The sequence below is a fragment of the Paenibacillus sp. FSL R5-0517 genome (assembly GCF_037974355.1).
In the GTDB taxonomy this organism is placed as follows: domain Bacteria; phylum Bacillota; class Bacilli; order Paenibacillales; family Paenibacillaceae; genus Paenibacillus.
The window spans coordinates 2,000,566-2,023,865 of record NZ_CP150235.1; the positions used below are offsets into that span (position 1 = coordinate 2,000,566).

Consider the following 23,300-nt stretch of genomic DNA (forward strand, 5'->3'; position numbering starts at 1 on the left):
TGCCGATGTTATGGAAAATGCAGCCGGAGACAGGGGATTTGAAAGAGGTTGAGGTGATCAGATGGCTTCTATCCATGATGTGGCCAAGGAAGCGGGAGTATCTGTTGCAACCGTTTCCAAAGTGATAAACGATTATCCTGATGTAAGTGAAAAAACACGCAAAAAAGTCAATATAGCCATCGAATTATTGAAATATCAACCGAATGTGGTCGCACGTGGACTTGTAAAACGCCGTTCATGGACGGTAGGTGTATTGTTGACGGTCCCATTTACAAACCCTTTTGTGTCGGAATTGCTGGAAGGGATTAAGACTGCGCTGGAGAACAGTGGTTATGATCTGGTCCGATTGTCTACACGATTCGATGATCCGACGTACTCGTTCATCAAACATTGCCGCAGTCGTAATGTGGATGGTGTGGTGGTATTCGGGGAAGGCAGAGATAACGCGAGTATTCAGGAACTGGTGGATGCAGAGATCCCAACAATGTTTATCGATACGGACCTGTTGGGCAAACGCGCCGGTTACATTACTACGGATAACGCAAACGGCATCTCCATGAGTGTCAAACATCTGTATGAGCTCGGACACCGCAAGATTGCTTATATCTCGGGAACACTTGGACCTGCCGTAGCTAATCTGCGATTGGAAGGATATCGGGAAGGACTGCGAGAATGCGGCATTCCGTATTCTACGATATATCTGGAAGTTTGCGATTACTCATTTGATGGCGGTAGCAAGGCTGCAAGGAGATTGTTGGCACTTCAGGATCAACCGACGGGGATTGTCTGCGCATCAGACATGTCTGCCTTTGGGGCAATTCATGAAATTGAAAAGCATGGACTGAGTGTGCCAGAAGATATTTCTGTTGTCGGATTTGACAACACATATTATGCTGAAGTATTCAAACCGGGACTGACCACGGTGAATCAGAATATCTATTCGATTGGCATTAAGTCCATAGAATATCTGATTGCCATGATTGAGAATCCGTCTTATTCTCCACCCGTTGTGACGGAACCTTCCAATTTGGTCATCCGTCAGACAACAGCGCCTTTAAAAGTGTAAAGACGTTTCACACGTAGCACAGCGAACAAGCTGTGCTTTTTGTCGTTCTATATTATGGTGAAGATTTTAGAAGAAGTCCTATAGTTTAACGGGTAAACAAAGTTTGCTGGCAATCGTATAATGAAAGTGCTTACAATTTCTGTTGAATAATGTCTATCCAATCCTGCCCAACGAACTTGTGAAGGGCGGACGCATGACAGAACAGAGGTTACTCTTCACAAACAACCAAGGAGGAGATCGGATGCATTTGAGAAAATGGTGGAGCTTGTGCTTGTCGGCGGTATTGATCTTCAGTTTGTTCCCGAGTGTGGGAACAGGAGGGACACGTGCTCAAGCGGCTGCTGACGTTAAGACGGGCGATGATGAAGTGCTGTTCGAGGCTAATTTTGAAGATGGTGCGTTGGGACAATGGCGTCCACGGGCGAGTGAAAAGCTTGATATCGTAGCGCAAGGTCACGACAGCACACGCAGTCTGAGAACCTCTTCCCGTACCGAAACGTTCCATGGACCCTTAATTGAAGTAATGGACCATGTACAGAAGGGCAGCACGGTTCATATTTCGTTTTGGGCCATGTACGATGAAGGACCTGACAGTCAGGTCATTAACGGTTCACTGGAGAAAGAGTACAATAACGATGCTTCAACTCGTGAATATGCTACATTTGCCTCTGCAACCCTGAATAAAGGACAATGGAAAAAAATCGAGGCGGATGTGGTGATTCCAGGAGAAAATAGTGGCATCACCGGATTCCGGATGTATGCAGAGACACCCTGGAAGACGTCAGCGGAAGTGACGCCGGCAGATACAATTACTTTTTACGTGGATGATGTTCTGATTACCGAAGCCGAAAAAATAGAGATAGAGCCGAACATTCCGAATCTAGTGGATGTCGTGGGAAAAAACTATGCCATGGGAGCCGCAATCGACCAGTCTGCACTGGATGCAGAAGATCCGCATTCCCAGTTGTTGACCAAACATTTTAATAGTATTACAGCCGGCAATTTTATGAAAATGGATGCGATGCAACCAAAGGAAGGGCAGTTTGTCTGGTCAGAGGCAGATCGTCTGGTGAACTTTGCCGAAGCAAATGACATGGAGGTAAGAGGTCATACTCTGTTATGGCATAGTCAGGTGCCGGACTGGTTCTTTACCGATCCGAATGATGCCTCCAAACCTGCCACGCGTGAACAGTTGCTTGCACGGATGAAAACTCATATTCAGACCATCGTCACTCATTATAAAGGAAAGGTTCATACATGGGATGTCGTCAATGAAGTCATCTCGGATGGAGGCGGCTTGCGCAATCAGGCGAGTGGTTCCAAATGGAGAGATATTATAGGGGATGTGGATGGCGACGGAGATGACAGTGATTACATTGAGCTGGCTTTCCGATATGCCCGCGAGGCTGACCCGGATGCTGTATTAGTGATTAATGACTATGGAATGGAGGGCAATGGAAACAAGGTGAATGATATGGTGAAGCTTGTAGAGAAGCTGCTTGCCAAAGGAACACCGATTGATGCGGTTGGATTTCAGATGCATGTGTCCATGTACGGACCGGATGTAAAGCTCATTCGTGAGGCTTTTGAGAAAGTGATCGCTCTTGGTGTGAACGTACAGGTTACAGAGCTGGACGTTTCGATCTATTCAAGTAATTCTGAGCAGGAGATGCCTGTTACGGATGAATTAATGTTGCAGCAAGCTTATCGTTATCGTGAGCTGTTCGATCTGTTTGACGACCTGGGAAAACGTGGTGTCATGGACAGTGTTACGGTCTGGGGACTTGCGGATGACGGTACATGGCTTGATAATCATCCAGTCAAAGGACGTAAAGATGCACCATTGCTGTTTGATCGTAAATTGAAAGCAAAACCGGCCTATTGGGCACTGGTGGATGCTACCACGCTTCCGATCTATCGTAATGAGTGGACAGCACTGAAGGCCAGCCCTTCTTTTCCAAATCACAAAGGACAGGAAGATGTTCTATGGGGTGCTGTGAAAGGGCTTGGAATTAATCATCTGGCAGATGGTGTATCCGCAGTTACGGGTGAGGCCCGTGTAATGTGGGATGCCAAAAAGGTGAATTTACGAGTGGAAGTGAAGGACACCACACGTCGCAAAGGGGATCAGGTGCAGGTTTTCCTCACGGAAGAAGTAAAGAGTACAGGCGCTGCCACTTCTGAAGCTGATCTAACTGCCAAGAAGAAAAATCCGCCGTTTGCAAATGGTCAATATACGTTCAAACGGGAAGGCGGTAAAGGCAAGGATAAGAATGCATACAACGTACAGGAGACAAAAACGGGTTATGTTGTATATGCATCCCTGCCGATGTCAGCTGCTTTACTTGCCGAAGGCCAGGTCTTGTCTTTAGATTTTCGGATTACGGATGAATATGCTGCGGGTAAGACAGCTACCATCGTCTGGAATGATATTTCCAATCAACAGCCTGATAAACCAGCCAACCGGGGGAAATTGAAGCTGGGTTCTGTCTTGAAACAAACGAAGGTCACGTATGGCAAACCTGTAATTGATGCGAAAAAGGATGACATCTGGAAAAAGGCTGCATCTGTTAAAACGGATGTCTGGGTCATCGGAAACTCAGGTGCAACGGCGACTGCACAGCTGTTATGGGATGAAAAATACCTGTACGTATTGGCAGATGTGAAAGATCCTCTGCGAAGCAAATTAAGTTCTAATGCACATGAGCAGGATTCGATCGAGATTTTTATTGACCAAAACAAAGATCAGACAACGTTCTATCAGGAGGATGACGCCCAGTACCGGGTTAACTTTGATAATGAGGCTTCTTTTGGAGGAAATGCACGGAAAGAAAACTTCAAATCAGCTACCCGATTAACAAGCGGAGGGTATACCGTTGAAGTGGCAATCCCACTAGATAGCGTTCGTGCTGAAGGGCAACGATGGATTGGATTCGATCTTCAAGTTAATGATGATGGCGCGGGGGATGGCAAGCGAAGCAGTGTGTCCATCTGGAATGATTCATCAGGTAATTCTTATCAGGATACTTCCGGTTTTGGCAGTCTGTTACTGACTCGCAAATAGAATATTGAGCTGTGTACCAGAATATGAGAATGTCAGCTATTAAACCTCGTTTTTCTGGAAATAAGTGTTGATTTTAAAGGCTGGGACGTTTAGACTATATACATTCAAATAAACGGGTTCCAATGTATGACAACGGCTTCAACTGAGTCTGTGGTCACGAGTCAAATGATGCGGAGGGAGTGCCTGTCATCCAGACAGCGCACTCGCTTCTTTTTTACATTTTTGCATACATATGAGGCATTTCCCGGTTGAAAGGACAGAGTGAGTGGAGCACCTACATGGTACGTACAACTTAGAACTTGTTATTTTATCCTATATTATTGCATCGTTAGCTTCGTACGCAGCCCTTGACCTTGCAGGCCGTGTAAGTCAGGCTAGCGGGATGGCGCGGAATGTATGGCTTACCTGCGGTGCAGTCTCGATGGGGCTGGGGATCTGGTCCATGCATTTCGTAGGTATGCTGGCTTTTGTTCTGCCTACGCAAGTCTCCTATTCCACCGGTAAGGTTGTTTTATCTGTTCTACTTGCTATTGTCGCATCAGGGGTAGCCTTGAACATTGCGGGAAGACAATCGGGCAGGATTAGCAAGCTCATGATTGCTGGAGTGCTTATGACAGTCGGAATCAGCTCAATGCATTATGTGGGAATGGCAGCGATGTCGACTCCGGTTACATATGAACCTGGCAGAGTGATGTTATCCATTCTGATTGCAGCACTTGCTTCATTTGCGGCACTATGGCTCATGTTTTTCTTCCGATATCATCAATCCAGACATACCTGGGTTTACAAGATGGGCAGCGGTCTTATTATGGGTGTTGGAATCTCTGGCATGCACTATACTGGGATGTCAGCCGCACAGTTCCATCATTCACATGCCTCGATGGCAAGTTCAGGGATGCAGATTGAACCCGGTATTCTCGCCTACCTGATCGCATCGGGCACATTTATTGCCTTGGGCTTGACGTTATTCGGCATATTTATCAACCAGCGTATGTCCCAGAAGGATCGACGGATTCATGAGAACGAGCAATGGTATCAGGCCCTGTATCATAATCATTCGGATGCGATCATTTCAGTAGACAAGGAAGGCATTGTCAAAGGCATTAATGCTGCAGTAACAACAATCACCGGTTATCCTGAAACAAGGGTCATGAATCGTTCCATTGATGAGATTGTTCAGCAGATCGATATAGAATGGATCAGTGAATTCGATTCCATTGATTGGGATGATCATGGGATGGAGCAGATGCATTACATGGCCAAGATGAGAGACGTGCGGGGTGAACTTCTGGACCTTAGTATTGTTGTAGTCCCGGTTGTCATTGATGGTAATCATGTGGGAAGCCACATTCTGATCAAAGACATTACGGAGGAGAAGCAGGCTCAGGAGAATATTCGTCACCAAGCTTTGCATGATCCGTTGACGGGGCTGCCCAATCGGCGCAAGCTGGATGAGGTGCTGGCATGTACAATCCAATCTTCAGAAGAAAAAGGACATTCGTTTGCTGTTATGGTGATGGATATAGACCGATTCAAGATGATAAATGACTCTTTGGGACACTCCGTTGGAGATGTATTTCTAAGAGAAGTCAGCAACCGGATTATGAAAGCCATAGAGGCTTCTGATCCCTTGGCTATGGAGAATGTCATGCTGGCCCGCATGGGCGGTGACGAGTTCACACTCGTTGTGACCCATGATCAAGCGACAGAGGTAAGAGTGGCAGAACTTGCTAAACAGATTGTTGAAGCCATTCAGTTACCCTATCGCTTGAAGGAAAATGACTTTTACGTGACCGCCAGCATTGGAATTGCGATGTATCCCCATCATGGAGTGGGCGTCGATGCTTTGCTGAAACATGCGGACTCCGCCATGTATGAAGTGAAGAAGAATGGCAAAAATGGCTTCCAATTTTACACGGCCCAACTGGATTCGGAACTTTATGAACGCATTGAGCTGGAAGGATACCTGCGTAAAGCGTTGGAACGCGATGAGATGGTTCTGTACTATCAACCGCAGATTCGTACCGAGGATAGTCGTATGATTGGTGTCGAGGCTCTTATACGTTGGAACCATCCACTCAAAGGGCTGCTTGCACCCAATGTGTTCATCCCGCTTGCAGAAGAGACAGGTATGATCTATGAGATTGGGAAATGGACGCTGCGCGAAGCGTGCAGGCAGATGAAGCTCTGGCATGCCAGCGGTGGGCCGCTCATTCCGGTATCGGTAAACTTGTCCAGCCAGCAGTTCCATCAATCCAACCTGGTAGAACAGGTCAAGAATGCACTCTTGGAGACAGGACTGGAGGCACGTTATCTGGAGCTGGAGATTACAGAGAGCATGATGATGGATGCAACGGTATCTACAGCAATTCTGAATGAACTTAATGCACTGGGTGTCAAAATCAGCTTGGATGATTTCGGTACGGGATACAGTTCCCTGAGTTATCTGAAGCATTTCCCGATTCACAAGCTTAAGATTGATCGTTCATTCGTGACGGACATTACAGAGAGTCACAGCGATCAGGCGATTGTGGCGACCATTATATCGATGGCACAGAATCTCAAGATGGAAGTGATTGCCGAAGGCATTGAGACGAAAGGCCAACTCGATATTCTGATGCAGAATGACTGCCGGGAGATTCAGGGATATTATTTCAGTCGTCCACTGCCCGCAAGTGAAGTGGAACATGACTTTTTTGTGCCGCTGCGATTGCAGGGGACTGGTTCACCAGCGTTACCTTCCTAATTATGAAATGCCAAGCGGCAAGTTCCCGTGTGTGTTGGGAACTTGCCGCTTTTTTAGTCTTATTTTTTATTAATCATTAATTTCATCCGTGATAAGAACATTTATATTTTCGTTTCCAATAATGATAATCCATAACCTCACATAAACTTGCGGTGATGCTTCTTACCATCATACGTAAACCAGATCGGTTTATCTTCCACACGTGTCTCTACATGTACCGTACGTCCCCAAAGGCGATACAGATAAGGCAGCGTGCGTTCCATGTATTTTAAATCCAGCTCGATGCCCTCATATTGATGTTTCAGTACGAGTTCACCTGTCCGCAGATAGTCAGCATCTTGCACAACCAGATAAGGTGATCCCCCGTTGACACGTGAAAATACGAGCTGATCCCGAATGTTCTCCCAGGACTTGTCGGTGATTTTCCAGTCCGGTCCTTTTTTCTCAAATACGTAGAGGTCGAGATCTTCGGTCAATTGCTTGGTCATGTAATTGCGGATAAAAGAGGTATCGGAATCGAATTCACGTACCTCGAACATTTTGGCACGACCTTGCCCTGGTTTGCGGCCCCAACGTTCCTGTTCTTCACGGGTGGGGTTATCCCAACGCCGTTCAATATCCTCGAAAATCTTCAGTCCCAGATAATACGGATTCAGACTTTGTTTGGATGGCTGCACGACAGAGGAGTTGAGCTTCGCGAATTCAATCGTGTCTTCACTGTTCAGATCGAGTTCACGGATAATGCGTTGATGCCAGTAAGATGCCCAGCCTTCATTCATGATTTTGGTTTCCATCTGTGGCCAGAAATATAACATCTCTTCACGCATCATACTCATGATATCCCGCTGCCAGTCGGTCAATACTTCCGAGAATTCCTGAATAAACCACATGACATCCTTCTCCGGTTCAGGCGGAAAGTGATGAACCTGAATACCTTCGGCGGGTGATTCTTCGGTCTGCACATCATCAAGTGACCAGAGATCATCATAGCGACCTTCCGGCCGGGGTGCTTTCTCACCGCGCTGCTCCCGCATTTTCATCTCCATATAGCGTTGTTTGTCCAAATGGCGGGGTTTAATCAGCTGTGGGTCTACATGCTCCTGAATGGCAATGACAGCATCGATAAATGCTTCAACGGCTTCCGTTCCATACTCCATCTCATAATTACTGATCCGATCGGCCGTAGCGGCCATGCTTTCGACCATATTACGGTTGGATTTGGAGAAGCGGGCATTGTTTTTGAAAAAATCGCAGTGGGCCAGGACGTGGGCTACGATCAATTTGTTCTGAATCAGGGAATTGCCATCCAGCAGGAAGGCATAACAAGGGTTGGAGTTGATGACAAGCTCATAAATTTTGCTGAGTCCAAAATCGTATTGCATTTTCATCTTATGAAAAGTTTTGCCGAAGCTCCAGTGACTGAAACGGGTCGGCATGCCATAAGCTCCAAAGGTATAAATAATATCCGATGGGCAGATTTCGTACCGCATGGGGTAATAATCCAGGCCGAATCCATTGGCAATCTCCATAATCTCGGCAATGGCGTATTCGAGGTCGCGAATCTCATCTGTCATCTAACGCTGCCTCCTTCCCTTTTCTGGAAAAAGCTGCGCAAAGCTTTGTACACTTCGCCTTTTTCTTTGATCACATAATACATGAACTGATCCATCTTGATATGACGGTAAGCTGACATCAGTGTGCTGCTGCGGTTGTACTGATTCACCTCGCCGTACCCAAACATGTTGCTACGCTTCATTAACTCCCCGATCAGCTTCACACACCGTTCGTTATCCGAGGTTAGATTATCCCCGTCAGAGAAGTGGAAAGGGTAGATGTTGTAGCTTGAAGGTGGGTAACGGCTGTCGATAATATCCAACGCCTTCATATATACAGAGGAGCAGATGGTGCCTCCGCTCTCGCCACGGGTAAAGAACTCTTCTTCAGTAACTTCCTTGGCTTCCGTATGATGGGCGAGGAAAACAATCTCGACTTTCTCATACTGACGGCGTAGAAAACGGGTCATCCAGAAGAAAAAGCTGCGCGCGCAATATTTCTCGAACGAACCCATGGACCCGGATGTATCCATCATGGCAATAATAACGGCATTGGATTGTGGAATAATCTTGTCTTCCCATGTCTTGTAGCGCAGGTCATCCGGACTGATATGATGGATGCCCGGCGTACCGGTTGTTGCATTGCGACGCAGATTCTCCAGAATGGTACGTTTCTTGTCAATATTGGACTGCATGCCTTTTTTGCGAATATCGTTGAATACCACCGTATGTGTCTCAATCAAGTCTTTATCTTTCTGCTTCAGATCGGGTAATTCCAGCTCAGCGAAGAGCATATCTTCCAATTCCTCAATACTAACTTCGGCTTCCACAATATCATGGCCCGGCTGATCACCAGCCTTTTCGCCTTTGCCGGGTTTCTGCGAAGCAGAGGGATCACGACCGATGACGTCTCCGACCTGACTGTCACCGTCTCCTTGACCGACATGTTTTTGCTTCTGGTAGTTATACACAAAACGGTACTCATCCAGACTGCGGATTGGTACCTTGATGATTTGTTTTCCATCAGACATGATGATGTTTTCTTCCGTAATCAGATCAGGCAGATTCTGCTTGATGACATCTTTCACCTTTTGCTGATGGCGCTGTTGGTCCTGGTACCCTTTGCGGTGAAGCGACCAATCTTCCTTCGACACGACGAACGAGTAAGGCTGGTGTGAATTTGACATGTAGGCACCCCCCATTGATTACGCGGCACAGTTTGGCCTGTCGGTAATTAAGTATATTCACGGGCGAGGACGATATGTGATGAGAGTGGATATAAAATGATACAATTACACAAGTTCACCTCAGAGGTAAGGTGTGTCGTAAGAACAGAACGGCTCCATTTTTTACATAAACAGTGAACAAGTGTGATATCCTTCCTTTACAATAGGAGAAAGACATCGATCTGGCATCTGATAGAGGTTGTTTAAAAAGTCCACTTTTGATTCTCTAAACACAGACTATAGAGATGCATGAAAAGGAAGGATGTATGTGAATAAAAAGGCGATCAAGGCTTGGATTATGTATGATTGGGCCAACTCGGCATATGCGACAACTGTGCTGGCAGCAGTACTGCCTGTATTCTATGCTTCGGTTGCTGCGGCTACGCTGGATACAGATACGGCCGCATCCTACCTGGCCTATACCCATTCCATTGGCATGTTGTGCGTAGCTCTGCTAACACCGTTGCTTGGCACGCTGGCTGATTTGTCAGGACGAAAGGGCGACTTCCTGCGTGTATTTGCAATCATTGGTGTCCTTGCCACATTGGGATTCAGCGCAATCGGAGAAGGGGACTGGTTACTTGCTTCTGCCTTATTGATCATATCTACGATTGGTTTTGCAGGTGGTAATACCTTTTACGATGCCATGCTGCCGGATCTGGTACCTGTGGAACGAAGAGACATGATATCTTCCAAAGGTTATGCCTATGGTTACATTGGAGGAGGTTTGCTATTTGCAGTGAACATGCTGATGATTCAGCAACCGGGCTGGTTCGGGATGAGCAGTACACTGGCAGGCACAAGACTAGCTTTTATCTCCGTGTCGCTATGGTGGTTATTGTTCTCGATACCAATTTTTCGTCATGCTCCGAAACGGCCAGCATCACCGGATCTGCCCGGCACGTGGAAAGGGTATGCTGCGGTGGGAGTTCGCAGACTGCGGCAAACCTTTCGTCAGATGCGGCGTTTTCCCCAGTTAATCCGCATGCTGGTGGCTTTCTGGTTTTTTAATGACGGCATTAATACCATCATTCTGATGGCTACGATCTACGGGACAAGTATAGGCATAGGTACAGCCGACTTGATGCTGGCGCTACTGTTAACCCAGTTTATCGGTTTCCCTTGCACCTTGTTACTGGGAGCCTGGGCACAGCGCTGGGGAGCGAAGCGGGTATTGATCTTCAGTTTATCTGTATACATATGTATCGTAATTCTCGGTTATTTCATGACACAAGCGATTCACTTCTATATGCTCGCTGGATTGGTTGGTGTCGTGCAGGGTGTAAGTCAATCCACAGCTCGTTCCATGTTCAGCAATCTGATGCCGGCTGGCAGAACAGGTGAGTATTTTGGATTTGTGAATATTACAGGCAAATTCTCTTCGATCTTCGGTCCCTTTGTGTTTGGTTATGTTGGGCAAATAACAGGTTCTACACGTTGGGGAATTCTGTCCCTCATTTTCTTTTTCGTCGCCGGAATTGCAGTATTGTTAAATGTAAACGTACAGAAGGGAATGCAGGATGCTACTTTTGCAGATGAGGAAGAAGGGCGTAAGGGGAGTGTCGGAACTCTGCTGGGCAAAGTTCAAATGTAGGGTCTACTGGTTAGTTTTTTGATAGGTGTCATATCCAACTTCTCGTTGGAATACTCATGGCTTCAGGCGTTGTTCTTCGCAGAACATGTCTGAAGCTTATTCGCATTTGTGCATCGTAATCAAGTGAATCAGGAGAAAGTGCTGAAACGACAGACAGCAGAATACCATGAAAGAGTAACAATTTATGAAAAAGTGAAAATAAAAGATTGACATGATACATTTTGTATCATAGAGTAAAACTATGAATACATACTGTATCTGAGAATTGTCGAATACAACCATGTGTTTTGCTTCATTCCCGTGTAAGATTCCGCCGGAATATTGCAAAATACTGACCAATAGCGTGCATGTTACTCGTTTTGCCAAACACAAAGGTAGAGTCTGGTCTATCCCGGCTACATATTTATACTAATGAACAGAGGAGAGGCTGCCATTGATCGATGCTCAAGGTAACGGACTTGTTTTCTTACTATGTGTTCCCCGCAGTGGTAGTTCCTTATCCACCGTCATGCTGCAAAATCACAGTCGTATATTTGCCACCCAGGAAATGTGGTTTCTGATGAATCTTGTCGATTTGCCCAAGGGCGATTCACGTGCTTATGGTGGTAGCTCCATCGTTCGTCAGTTCTACAATGCCATGGTACCCGAGGATGTCTTCGAAAAGGCGTGCCGAAGTTTTGCTCTCGAGATCTACAATGGATTCCTGGAGGGTAGCGGAGCAGACTTCATCGTAGATAAATCTCCACGGTACTATTACATGCTTGAATGGCTGGATCGTCTGTTCCCTCAGTCCAAGCGCATTCATCTCCAACGTAATCCTCTGGCCATAGCTGCATCATTCAAAAAGGTAAACCGCCACACTGGAGAAGGATTCGATCTGATTCATAGTCTGCAGAGCCCCAAATTAAATATGAAATCCGTGGATCTCACACTTGGGATGCTCCGCTTGAATGATTATTTTGCCGAACCACATTCCAATGCGTATGAGTTGCAATATGAACAATTGGTTTCTAATCCTCAGGAAGAACTTGAGAAACTATGCGCGTTTCTGGGAATTCGATATGAACAGGGTATGGAGCAGTATGGTCAGTTTCTGGACAGTGCGAAGTCTGACATGTTCTACAGTATGGGCGTGGGTGATCCATTCCTCTCTTCGCATCAAGAGGCACATCAGGGTTCTGTTAACAACTGGAAAAACATATTAGAGCCGCGTGAAGTTGAATTGTATTGCCGTGTGATGGGGGCAGATCTGTTCCACCGGATGGGATACAGTGAACAGCTCGCAGAAGCCGAACAATGGACGGGAGTCCATTATGATGCAAGTCCTGATCAAGAGGTTATCGACCGGATCACGCATCAGTTGACAGCAGCGACTGGTTGCCAGTGGCAACCGCAATACCGAATGCAGCCAGCAGATTCTGTCGTTCATGCTCCGCCTGGGACTCCTGATGTCCAAGTTGTCGAAGAACCTGAAAAGACAGACCCTACACTGGCTGCACTGGTCACGATCAGACAACTGCAAGCTGCATTACGGGCGGCAGATCATCGTCTGGAACGGGGATACAGTGAGCGGGAACGCCTGAAAGTTCAGTTGGCTTCTGCTCAAAGCAAAATACAGCGTATCAAATCATGGGTACCATTTGGTCATCAGATCAGCGCCTGGGCTTCACAGCGCAAGATTCTACGGGGAGGAAAGTCATGAGCGCCATAGCGGGAATTGTTCATAACGATGGTCAACAGGCGCTATGGGAAGACAGCTGGCGCTTGTATGCAAGCCTGGGGCATGTGCCTGCGGACACAACAGGAGTGTGGAAAGGCAACGAGGCTTTTCTTAGCTGTCATGCCCAATGGATTACACCGGAATCGGTTAGCGAGAAATTGCCTTTATATGATGAGGAAAGTGGCCTGACGATCACGGCAGATGCCATTCTGGATAATCGGGAACAACTGGCAGATCAATTACAGATATCCAGAGCTGAACTGGCTATGTTGGCTGATAGTGAACTGATCTTGCGTGCCTATCAGCGCTGGGGAGACGATGTAGCTGTCCGATTGCTGGGGGATTTTGTATTCGCCATATGGGATGAGCGGAATCGCAAATTGTATGCAGCGAGAGACATTACAGGCATGAGAGCTTTCTATTACCGACACGATGGTTCACGATTTGCTTTCTGCACACTCATGAATCCGTTGCTCGGGATTGAAGGGGTACATAAAGAACTTGATGAGACCTGGCTATCTGAGTTTCTTGCCATTCCCGACATGCATGATTCAGCAGATATCAATTCGACCGTATATCGGGGGATAAGCCAACTGCCTTCTGCACATACACTTGTCTTCCGTGAAGGCAGGCTGGAGCTGAAGCAATATCATCGTTGGGATGAAGTGGAACCTCTACGGCTCAAATCCGACGGTGAATATGTAGAAGCGTTCCGAGAGGTATTCGCTCAGGCAGTCGGATCACGATTGCGAACGCACAGGCAGGTGGCTGCCGCATTAAGTGGAGGACTGGACTCGGGGGCCGTGGTAGGTTTTGCTTCCGGAACACTGAGAAGTCAGGGCAAACGCCTGCATGCCTATAGTTATGTTCCCGTACCGGATTTCACTGATTATACGTCAAAAACGTTGCTAGCCGATGAGAGGCCCTTCATACGTTCCACGATTAATCACGTCGGCAATATTACGGAGAACTACCTTGATTTTGAAGGCAGAAGCCCACTTAGTGAAATAGATACGTGGCTCGACATTATGGAAATGCCCTATAAATACTTTGAAAATTCATTCTGGATTCGCGGATTCTATGAAAAAGCAAGCCAGCAAGATGCAGGTATTCTGCTCACAGGCGCACGTGGTAATTTCACCATCTCCTGGGGGCCGGCTCTGGATTATTACGCCAGTCTGCTGAAAAGTGGCCGCTGGTACCGCTGGTTCCGTGAGATGCAGCAGTATAGTGAACGGACCGGCATGCCCTTCTCCCGTATAGCCAAGATTACGGGGCGAAAGGCATATCCGGAATGGTTCAAGGCTCAGTCCAAGGGAGCAAGCAAGGCCGCATCTGTACAATTGATCCATCCTGATTTTGCGCAAAGAACGGGTGTGCTGGAACGACTCAAATCCATTATTGTTCGTCAAGGCGGTGCGCAGGCGGATGCACTCAAGGTTCGTGCCGAGAAATTCAATAACCTGGCCATTGCGAATAAAAATGGTGCCGTAGCCACAAAATGTTCTCTCCGTTATCGGGCTTGGGAACGTGACCCGACCAGTGACATCAGGGTTATTCGATTCTGTCTGTCTGTACCGATTGAACAATATGTGAAGCACGGAACGGATCGTTCATTGATTCGCCGGGCGACTTCACCCGAGTTGCCCGACAAGGTCAGACTGAATCAGCGTGTACGGGGGGTACAACCGGCGGATTGGCTACATCGCATCATTCCAAATTGGGAGTCGTTTACGGCCGAGTTGCGTGAGTTGTGTTCTGACAGCAAGGTCGCTGGCATATTAAACACGGAGCGCATCCAATCTGCCCTGGCCAATTTTCCGAGTCCGAGACCGGAGCTCGCTTCACATCCGGATCTGCGATTGATGATGCATAGTCTGATCGTGTACCGCTTTATTCGCAAATTTTGACCATGTTCACATGAAGGGAGGTGAAAACAATGCAAAACGAAAAGAAAGAATGGCAAGCTCCAGCTCTTGAAGTGTTGGAAGTCAATCAAACGATGGCCGGTACTGGCTACAGACAAATTGACTGGGTAACTGATCACGATGCTGATCTGTACGATCCAACTTCCTAAGTTGTTAAGTTATTAAGTTTTAACCAGCGTCATCATACTTAAAGGGCGGAAATGGAACCAATCCAGATTTCGCCTCCGCCCTTATATTGAGCAACATGAATATAAGGGCTTTTTTTACATTTAATCACGAAGGAGGCGTCGTTCATTGTTGCTTGTGCATTATGTAGCGTATGGTCTGCGCTGGTCGAGCCAAATTCGAATGCCTGAACTTCAGATTGCACCCAAGCATGCCGAGACGGATTGGGATGTAGCGGATGTACACATCGAGTCTTCAGATTTGACCCCATTGTGGGAGGACTGGGATGTAGGCAACGACAACTTTGTGGCACGAGAGGGCAGCCTTTTTTTCAAAATCGAAGATACAGGTCTGTTTCTAATAGAGCAAGGAAAGCGCATTGTCGTGTCCCCTATATCGGGTGCAGATGAGAAAAAGGTCAGATTATTCATTCTGGGCACGTGTATGGCGGTCATAATGATGCAGCGTGGCATTCTTCCATTGCATGGCAGTGCAGTGGTTATTGATGGTTGGGCTTACGCATTTGTCGGACATTCGGGAGCAGGCAAATCAACACTCTCGGCCGCCCTGGCATCACGCGGATATCCGCTTCTCACCGATGATGTCGTTGCACTCACCTGGGGTGCCGGGGGAAGAGCCATCGTATCGCCTGGTTATCCACAACAAAAATTGTGGCAGCCCAGTCTGGATGGTTTCGGCATGAAGGAACAGGATTATGCAACGGTTCACGCGGAGATTACGAAGTATGCGATACCTGTTCAGCACTATTTTCATGAGATGGCCGTACCACTAGGCGGAATCTTCGAACTTGCTCCACAACCGGAGGCAAACTATTCGTCCGTTCAACTGGTTGAAGTGAAGGGGCTGGAACGATTGCATCTCTTATGCTCGCATACGTTCCGTGGTGGACTCGTTGCAAGACAGGGATTGGCACAGTGGCTGTTTGAGACGGCTTCAAGACTTTCAGCGAGTGTAGAGATTGGCAGATTGGTCAGAACGGGTGCTGAGTTTACAGCGTTTGAGATGGTAGATCGGATTACAGATCATATACGTAAAGGAGTGCACACAGGATAATGACAGCGACTACGCCGATGAATGTGGAAGACCGGGTAACCCGGAAGGAAGGCAATCTGGTGAGTGACATGGGCAGTGAGAAAGTCATGATGAGCATTAGCTCTGGAAAATACTATAATCTCGGAAGTACCGGAGGACGAATCTGGGATCTGATCGCAGAAGAACGCACGCTGGGTGAAGTTGTAGACGTACTCGCTGCGGAGTATGAGATTGAGCCGGATATATGTCGTGAGCAGGTAGTGCAGTTCCTGGAACATTTGTCCCGTGAAGGTCTGATCGACGTTACTCGCGGAGTGTAGCATGATGTTGCAAAAAATAAAGGCTTATCTCTCGCTCCCCCGGGCGATGCGTCGACTGATATGGGAGGCCTATCTCTTCCTTGGCTGGGCGCGCATACAGAAGGCTATGCCATTCGCCAAAATCGCCCCAGGTCTGGGTACACCCATGGTTGAAACGCCGATGACAGGAATTGATCGCAGCGAGGTCATCGCTATCCGGAATATTTCCAAAGCGATTTCGCTTGCTAGTAAATATACGTTATGGGAAAGCCGCTGCCTTGTAATGGCGATTGCCGGGATGAAGATGCTTGAGCGACGCAAGATAGAGAGTACGTTATACATGGGGACTGCGCGGAATAAGCAAGGACATATGATGGCTCATGCCTGGCTGCGAAGTGGTAAATTGATCGTGACCGGAGCTGATACTATGGACCAATATACGGTTGTCGGCGTGTTTGGCAAACGGTGTCCGGAGAAGGGATCTGGGGAGATTGTCTATGATACATGAAAGTGAACTCTATTCATCAGGGTTTCCGAAGGAACTTAAGCTGATTTTGAGCATCATTAGAGGTGATCTGACGGCTCTATCCCCTGAAGAACTCAAGGTGGGTTTACAAGGAACGGATTGGCAGCTCTTTCTGCGGCTGGTCTATCATCACCGCTTATACTCTGTCCTTTATTTGAAAATGAAAGAATTGAACACTGCGATCATTCCAGCAGATGTTATGGAGAGCTTGAGACAACAATACACGGCCAATACGTTCCGCATGTTACATCTGACAGCTGAAATGGAACAGGTGTGTGGAGCTTTCCGTGAACACGGCATCCGTAATATTACGCTGAAGGGGCCTGCGCTGGCCCATGATCTATATGGTGATGTATCCATGCGAACCTCCAAAGACCTGGATATTCTGATTCCGTTCGATGATGTGGAAGCGGCTGAAGGCATTCTGGCTACCCTTGGTTACGTATCCAAGGAAGGGGAGCGGGCACCTACGGTTCGCAGCTGGAAATGGCGGGAACATCATATCTGTTACATCCATCCGGTCAAAAGGACTCAAGTGGAGATTCATTGGCGTTTGAACCCGGATTCGGGCAAAGAAACCGATTTTGAATTGTTGTGGAAACGGAGCCGGTTCAGTTCATACACACAGACACCTGTTCGTATGCTTGAACAAGAAGATCTCTGGGCTTATTTGGTAACCCATGGAGCACGTCATGGCTGGTTCAGACTGCGTTGGTTGCTGGATATCGATCAGATGATTCGAAGCATGCCACTCGATGTGAAAAAAGTAGAACGGCGTCTGAAAGCGGAGGGACGTTTGTCCATTGGTTCACAGGCTCTTCACTTGGCATCAGATCTGCTCAACACGCCACTGGATACCGAGTATAGGTCCTTGATGTCCTTGAGTGATCGTACAGGCAAACGATTAGCGAGTAAAGGCGCAGAGTTCATGAATGATATGCTGGAAAGTCCGGCTGATATGAAATCGTATCCGTCGTATCTGTTTAAACTCCGAAGTACGAAACAGAAGTGGTTTTTCTTTATTGAGCGGTTATATCCAAGTACATGGGATGTGGATCAACTGCCGCTTCCGCGTTCTTTGTTTTTTCTGTACTTTCCGTTACGTCCGTTTCTCTGGTTCTGGCGGCGAATTAAAAGGTATACGGTCACGGAGAGGGGTAAAGTATGATCTCGGAATTAGGGTATTTTATGCGAAAGCTGCATCATGTCACGGGGCCCATTTTATATTGGAATCTGCTAGGGATGATCTGTATCAGTCTCATGGAAGGGATCGGGATCTACATGCTTGTTCCGATGTTGAGTCTGATCGGTATATTTGAGATGGGCTCCGCTGGGTTGAACATTCCCTGGATTGGACAAATGTTGAATCGTTTTTCTGAGAATGGCCAATTATTACTCGTATTGTTCACCTTTGTATTGATTGTCTCCGGACAGGCCTGGATGCAGCGTCTTCAGACGATCCGTAATACTCGAATCCAGCAGCAATTTGTACGAACGCTGCGCATGGAAACCTATGGTGCCATTATTATGGCGCAGTGGTCATTTTTTCTCCAAAAACGAAAATCCGATTTTAACCATATATTAACGACTGAGCTTGCACGTGTCAGCCAAGGCACAGGCATTGTACTGCAAATGACAGCCTCCCTGATCTTTACGGGCATACAGATTGGTCTGGCTTTCTGGTTGTCTGCGAAATTGACAGCACTTGTATTGGTCTGTGGATTGCTGCTCTTTATGGTCTTGAGAAAATTCGTCAAGCGAGCCAAACAGATCGGGGATCAGACTTCTGAATTCTCGCAAAGTTATTATAATGGCATAACCGAGCATTTTAACGGAATTAAGGATATTAAGAGCAACATGCTTGAGCGATCACACATGAATTGGTTCGAGCGTATGTGCAGACAGATTGAACGCAATGTCATTCAATTTAGCCAATTGAATAGTGGAACACAGCTGATTCATCGGATGTCTGCGGCGATCATTATTGCGGCATTCATTTATCTTTCTCTTCGTGTAATGACGGTGCCACCTGCAAGTCTGCTGCTCATCATCCTTATTTTTTCCCGCTTATGGCCTAGATTTACAGCGATTCAGTCCAATCTGGAGTACATCAGCTCCATGCTGCCTGCGTTCCGAGTGGTAAGAGAAATGCAAGCTCAGACGGCGAAAAGTCGTGAGATTAGTGAAGAAGTGGCTTCAGCGGGAGAGACGGGGTCTCATGTGATTCAACCCATGGTATTTCAAGAATCGATCACATGTGAGGTTGTCTGTTATCGTTATGAGGGAAGTGATACGTACTCCTTGAGGAATGTGCAGGCTTCGATTCCCGCAAGTGGCATGACCGCGATTGTGGGTAAATCTGGAGCAGGCAAGAGCACACTAATCGATCTGATTATGGGTCTTGTAAGGCCAGAGAGCGGTCGTATTCTGATTGACGGTGTTCCTCTGTCAGAAGAGCGTTTATTGAGTTGGAGAAGTTCTATCGGATATGTCTCCCAGGACCCCTTCCTGTTTCATACCAGTATTCGTGAGAATCTGCGTCTGGTGGATCCCAATGCAAGTGAAGAACAGATGTGGCAGGCTTTGCAGTTTTCCTCCTCTGCGGCTTTTGTACGGAAGCTGCCTCAGGGTCTGGATACGATTATTGGTGATCGAGGTATTCGTCTATCCGGTGGCGAACGTCAGCGATTGGTGCTTGCCCGGGCCATGCTGAGGAATCCTTCGGTATTGGTACTGGATGAAGCAACAAGTGCGCTCGATAGTGAGAATGAACAGTATATTCATGAGGCGCTGGAACGACTGAAAGGACATGTGACCATTATCGTGATTGCACACCGATTGTCTACGATTCGGACAGCGGATCGTGTCATTGTGCTCGATGAAGGTCGGGTGATTCAAGAGGGCGGGTACCAGCAGTTATCTACTGATCCGGTAGGCACGTTCAGCAAACTTCTGAATATGCAAGCGGGTGTTGTAGGACAGTAAGTAAGTTTTTCTGTATATTCGTTTATCGAAGGATAACCAGCAATTATTATGTTAAAAGGCGCGCCACTGCGGGCGCGCCTTTCATGTAAGTGGGCTAGTATAATGACAAGGATTAATGAACAAGTGCTGTATTGGAAGGGATCGGAAGCTGAAGAGTGCCGATCTGCTTCAAATGTTGTACAATCTCTTGCACGGCTTCCTCAATGGACGATTGCTCTGTATCGATGATGAATGAAGGAGATTTTGGTACATCATAGGGGGCCGAAATGCCTGTGAAATGCGGGATATCACCGTTGCGTGCTTTTTTGTAAAGACCCTTGGGATCACGCCGCTCACATTCTTGAATTGAACAGCGCACATAGATTTCAATAAAATCATCGGGTTCAAATAACTGTCTGACCATCTCCCGATCCTGTGCATCTGGAGAGATAAAGGCTGAAAGGACAAACAACCCGGCATCTACCATTAACTTGGACACTTCGCCAATACGCCGCAAATTTTCTTGACGATCCCCTGTTGTAAAACCGAGATCACGGTTCAGTCCATGACGAACATTATCCCCGTCCAGAACATAACAGCGTACGCCTTGGTCATAGAGATATTGCTCCAGGGCAAATGCAAGGGATGACTTTCCTGCACCTGATAACCCGGTAAACCAGATGGCACGACTACGGTGCCCATGTTGTTTCTCCCGGTCTTGTCTGTTGATGTTGGATGATTGCCAGGTTATATTGCGCTCTTCCTTCGACATGTGTATCCCGCCTTTTCCCTACCATGATATGTATAATATTTTAACATATTTACAAGTTTATAGCACCTTACAGATTTCTTCAAAATAAGCGTGAATCGACAAAATATCGGGTATAGATGTAGTACATACATAAGCAATATGCATATATCCAAGGAGTATTTTGCATGAAATGATGTAGAATGCTCACATCGCAGGAGGAACAAGGCCATGAACGAAAACATACAAAACATACAAGTTGGATTCAAATGCCCGGATTGCCATCAGGATGTTCGAGTGGAATTTATAGATGAACAGGTCAGCACTGTTCGTTGCAAAGGTTGTGACAGAGCATATACCTTGTTGAAGCCAACCATTGGTGATGAGATTCTTCTGGATTGGGAACAGGAGGCATTGTATCACAAGCTGAGGGCAGAACGCTCTGAACTGGATAATCACAATATGTCCGCCTTAATTATCAAAGTTATCGAGCTGCTTACATGGCGTGATCGGGGAGATGGACAGACTCGTGCCATACAGACCGTGAGGGAATGGCTTGCTTCCAGTGGCAAACCCCAGACCTTGCTTGAATTGTTCTATCAATCTCCGCCACAACCTGAAAATAAACGTTTTGATCGTTGATAATTTACATACATTAGCCGTTCCTGTGGCATATTACCTGAAGGTGTTCGTGTATGCAAACGACTAACCGAATTTTCAGGAACAGGAGCGGATGGAATGAAGCGAATGGTTCTATATATATTGGTGGCACTGTTATCCATCAGTATGGTACCGGCACAGACTGAAGCATCACCGGTTACCGGAGCATATCACTTTGGCTTCAAAAAGAGTCAAAACGGTCAGCTGCCCTCCATTGATCAGGAAGGCTTCAAATCGATCTTACAACATAACGATGCCATTTTCCTGGGGGATACAAAGCAAAAGGAATTGTATCTCACGTTTGATAACGGGTATGAGAATGGATTCACGCCTGCCATACTGGATGTTTTGCGTACCAAGAAAGTGCCAGCTGCTTTCTTTGTAACAGGTCATTATCTGAAAGATCAGCCTGAGTTGGTCAAACGCATGGCGGCTGAAGGTCATATCGTCGGTAATCATTCATGGAGTCATCCGGATATGACCCGTATCTCCAATGAAAAGCTTAAAGTGGAACTGGAGAAGGTCAAATCAGAGGTGAATCGTCTGACAGGTCAACAAGCGACCTTTTTGCGCCCACCGCGCGGAATCTTTAACAATCGCACGCTTGCGGAGAGTCATGCTCAGGGTTATGTGAATGTGTTCTGGTCTGTTGCCTACAAAGATTGGGATACCAATGTGCAACGTGGTGCACAATATGCTCATCAAGAGGTATTGAAGCAACTTCATCCAGGGGCTGTCATTTTGCTTCACTCAGTATCCAAAGATAACACGGAAGCACTCGGCTCCATTATTGATGAGGCACGCAAGCAAGGATATGTATTTAAAAGTCTGGATGATTTGCGAACCAAAAGTTATTGATTCACGTCACATAAAGAACAATGGACCCCATGTGGGTCATTCAAATGTGTAGCAAAATATGAAAGGGCATCCTGAGCGATTAAGCTCGGAATGCCCTTTTTGGCTATATCGTATATATCGTATGCCCAGTCCAAGTAGTGGATGTAACCATATACAGATCCAGAAGAAAGGAGTGGATAATACGATACGATGGTGCGTGTAATACTATAAAACAGTGTTATAGATGATTCCAATTGTTTTCGGGCCGCAGTGACTGCATATTACACACCCAGCCGTGGTTAGTTCCACCCGGGCCCCCGTCTGTTCCTGCAAAGATTTCTGCAAGTCCAACGCATCCTCTTCGGCCATGGTGTGCACAACGATCAGCAGATCTGGATCGATCTGATCCTTCTGGCTAAGTGTATTATTTAGCATTTGTTCCAGCGCTTTCTCCCGTTTACCGCGCACTTTATAGGCAGGTGCCATCTTGCCATCCGTTACCCGGATGACAGGGCGAATCTTGAGCAGGCTGCCAATCAGGTTCTGCATGCCCGAACAGCGTCCGCCTTTATGCAGATACTCCAGGGTATCGATGACAAACTCGGTGCGTACATTTGGTTTCATCGCCTCAATCAGGTGTGTAATCTGATTCAGCGTTTGCCCTTTTTCGGCTGCATATACAGCTTTCATCACCATCAGCGCAATTCCTGATGAGAGATTTTGTGAGTCAATAACCGAAATTCGACCTTCGGGGAACTCGGAACTCGCTAGTCGTGCATTTTGATAGGTAGAGGAAAGTTCAGAAGATAAGCTGATATATAGAATCTCATCCCCTTGATCTATGTAAGGTTGAAATGCCGTCATGAAATCAGCGGGGGAAGGTGCAGCCGTTTTGGGAAGACGCCCATCTTGGCTGACACGTTCATATAGCTGTTCAGGCTTGATCTCAGCACCATCTTTCAGTGATTCATCACCGAACACCACATATAAGGGGATAATGCCGATATCGTGCTGCTGGATCCATTCTGGAGCCAGATCACTTGTGCTGTCCGCAAAAATTTTGATTCGTGACATGTCAATCTCCTTTGAAAAACAATGATTTTTAGAATGAAAAAGTGATTATACTTGTGTGCAAACCCATTCATTTTAAT

18 protein-coding genes are annotated in these 23,300 nt (G+C 46.9%); 14 read left to right on the plus strand and 4 right to left on the minus strand.

Features of this window, described 5'->3' with window-relative positions:
- Nucleotides 1-61: 61 nt before the first annotated feature.
- From MKX40_RS09010 to MKX40_RS09020, 3 genes are all read left to right on the plus strand, one after another.
- A complete protein-coding gene (locus MKX40_RS09010; protein ID WP_339240906.1) occupies nt 62-1,066 on the plus strand; it encodes a LacI family DNA-binding transcriptional regulator in 1,005 nt (334 codons plus the stop codon).
- 241 nt (nt 1,067-1,307) lie between these two features.
- A complete protein-coding gene (locus tag MKX40_RS09015) occupies nt 1,308-4,130 on the plus strand; it encodes an endo-1,4-beta-xylanase (protein ID WP_339240907.1) in 2,823 nt (940 codons plus the stop codon).
- 265 nt (nt 4,131-4,395) lie between these two features.
- The gene (locus MKX40_RS09020; RefSeq protein WP_339240909.1) at nt 4,396-6,876 is read left to right on the plus strand and encodes an EAL domain-containing protein; all 2,481 of its coding nucleotides are present in this window, start codon (nt 4,396-4,398) and stop codon (nt 6,874-6,876) included.
- 137 nt (nt 6,877-7,013) lie between these two features.
- Here MKX40_RS09020 and MKX40_RS09025 read toward each other — a convergent pair whose 3' ends face one another.
- On the minus strand, nt 7,014-8,450 hold the full coding sequence (locus MKX40_RS09025; RefSeq protein WP_339240911.1) for a SpoVR family protein: 1,437 nt from the start codon (nt 8,448-8,450) through the stop codon (nt 7,014-7,016).
- Nucleotides 8,447-9,616, minus strand: coding sequence for a sporulation protein YhbH (gene yhbH / locus MKX40_RS09030; protein ID WP_036609998.1), 1,170 nt, complete (start codon nt 9,614-9,616; stop codon nt 8,447-8,449). Before yhbH ends, MKX40_RS09025 begins: the two co-directional genes overlap by 4 nt.
- Nucleotides 9,617-9,923: 307 nt before the next feature.
- Between yhbH and MKX40_RS09035 the strand changes: the two genes are divergently transcribed.
- From MKX40_RS09035 to MKX40_RS09075, 9 genes are all read left to right on the plus strand, one after another.
- Nucleotides 9,924-11,249, plus strand: a complete 1,326-nt coding sequence (locus tag MKX40_RS09035; RefSeq protein ID WP_339240912.1) for an MFS transporter — start codon at nt 9,924-9,926, stop codon at nt 11,247-11,249.
- A 433-nt stretch (nt 11,250-11,682) separates the two neighbouring features.
- Nucleotides 11,683-12,951 carry a sulfotransferase gene (locus MKX40_RS09040; protein WP_339240913.1) on the plus strand — a complete coding sequence of 423 codons (1,269 nt, stop codon included), beginning with the start codon at nt 11,683-11,685 and terminating at the stop codon, nt 12,949-12,951.
- Nucleotides 12,948-14,879, plus strand: a complete 1,932-nt coding sequence (locus MKX40_RS09045) for an asparagine synthase-related protein (RefSeq protein WP_339240915.1) — start codon at nt 12,948-12,950, stop codon at nt 14,877-14,879. Before MKX40_RS09040 ends, MKX40_RS09045 begins: the two co-directional genes overlap by 4 nt.
- Nucleotides 14,880-14,908: 29 nt before the next feature.
- Entirely contained in the window at nt 14,909-15,046 is a 138-nt protein-coding gene (locus tag MKX40_RS09050; protein ID WP_339240916.1) for a paeninodin family lasso peptide, read from the plus strand.
- A gap of 145 nt (nt 15,047-15,191) precedes the next feature.
- Nucleotides 15,192-16,136, plus strand: a complete 945-nt coding sequence (locus MKX40_RS09055) for an aldolase (RefSeq protein WP_339240918.1) — start codon at nt 15,192-15,194, stop codon at nt 16,134-16,136.
- Nucleotides 16,136-16,435 (plus strand): lasso peptide biosynthesis PqqD family chaperone, encoded by a 300-nt coding sequence (locus MKX40_RS09060; RefSeq protein ID WP_339240920.1) that lies wholly within the window; start codon nt 16,136-16,138, stop codon nt 16,433-16,435. The genes MKX40_RS09055 and MKX40_RS09060 overlap by 1 nt, the downstream gene beginning before the upstream one ends.
- Nucleotides 16,436-16,439: 4 nt before the next feature.
- On the plus strand, nt 16,440-16,922 hold the full coding sequence (locus MKX40_RS09065; RefSeq protein WP_339242983.1) for a lasso peptide biosynthesis B2 protein: 483 nt from the start codon (nt 16,440-16,442) through the stop codon (nt 16,920-16,922).
- Nucleotides 16,912-18,108, plus strand: a complete 1,197-nt coding sequence (locus MKX40_RS09070; RefSeq protein WP_339240922.1) for a nucleotidyltransferase family protein — start codon at nt 16,912-16,914, stop codon at nt 18,106-18,108. The genes MKX40_RS09065 and MKX40_RS09070 overlap by 11 nt, the downstream gene beginning before the upstream one ends.
- Complete coding sequence (locus MKX40_RS09075; RefSeq protein WP_339240923.1) at nt 18,105-19,925, plus strand: ABC transporter ATP-binding protein; 1,821 nt, start codon at nt 18,105-18,107, stop codon at nt 19,923-19,925. Before MKX40_RS09070 ends, MKX40_RS09075 begins: the two co-directional genes overlap by 4 nt.
- A 112-nt stretch (nt 19,926-20,037) precedes the next feature.
- Here MKX40_RS09075 and cysC read toward each other — a convergent pair whose 3' ends face one another.
- Nucleotides 20,038-20,676 carry an adenylyl-sulfate kinase gene (cysC, locus tag MKX40_RS09080; protein ID WP_339240924.1) on the minus strand — a complete coding sequence of 213 codons (639 nt, stop codon included), beginning with the start codon at nt 20,674-20,676 and terminating at the stop codon, nt 20,038-20,040.
- A 207-nt stretch (nt 20,677-20,883) separates the two neighbouring features.
- Here cysC and MKX40_RS09085 point away from each other — a divergent pair, with 207 nt between their 5' ends.
- Complete coding sequence (locus tag MKX40_RS09085) at nt 20,884-21,294, plus strand: hypothetical protein (RefSeq protein ID WP_339240925.1); 411 nt, start codon at nt 20,884-20,886, stop codon at nt 21,292-21,294.
- 96 nt (nt 21,295-21,390) lie between these two features.
- The gene (gene pdaA, locus MKX40_RS09090) at nt 21,391-22,170 is read left to right on the plus strand and encodes a delta-lactam-biosynthetic de-N-acetylase (protein ID WP_339240926.1); all 780 of its coding nucleotides are present in this window, start codon (nt 21,391-21,393) and stop codon (nt 22,168-22,170) included.
- A 204-nt stretch (nt 22,171-22,374) separates the two neighbouring features.
- On the opposite strand, the gene MKX40_RS09095 is transcribed toward pdaA, so the two are convergent.
- Nucleotides 22,375-23,223 carry a DegV family protein gene (locus tag MKX40_RS09095; RefSeq protein ID WP_339240927.1) on the minus strand — a complete coding sequence of 283 codons (849 nt, stop codon included), beginning with the start codon at nt 23,221-23,223 and terminating at the stop codon, nt 22,375-22,377.
- Nucleotides 23,224-23,300 lie beyond the last annotated feature (77 nt).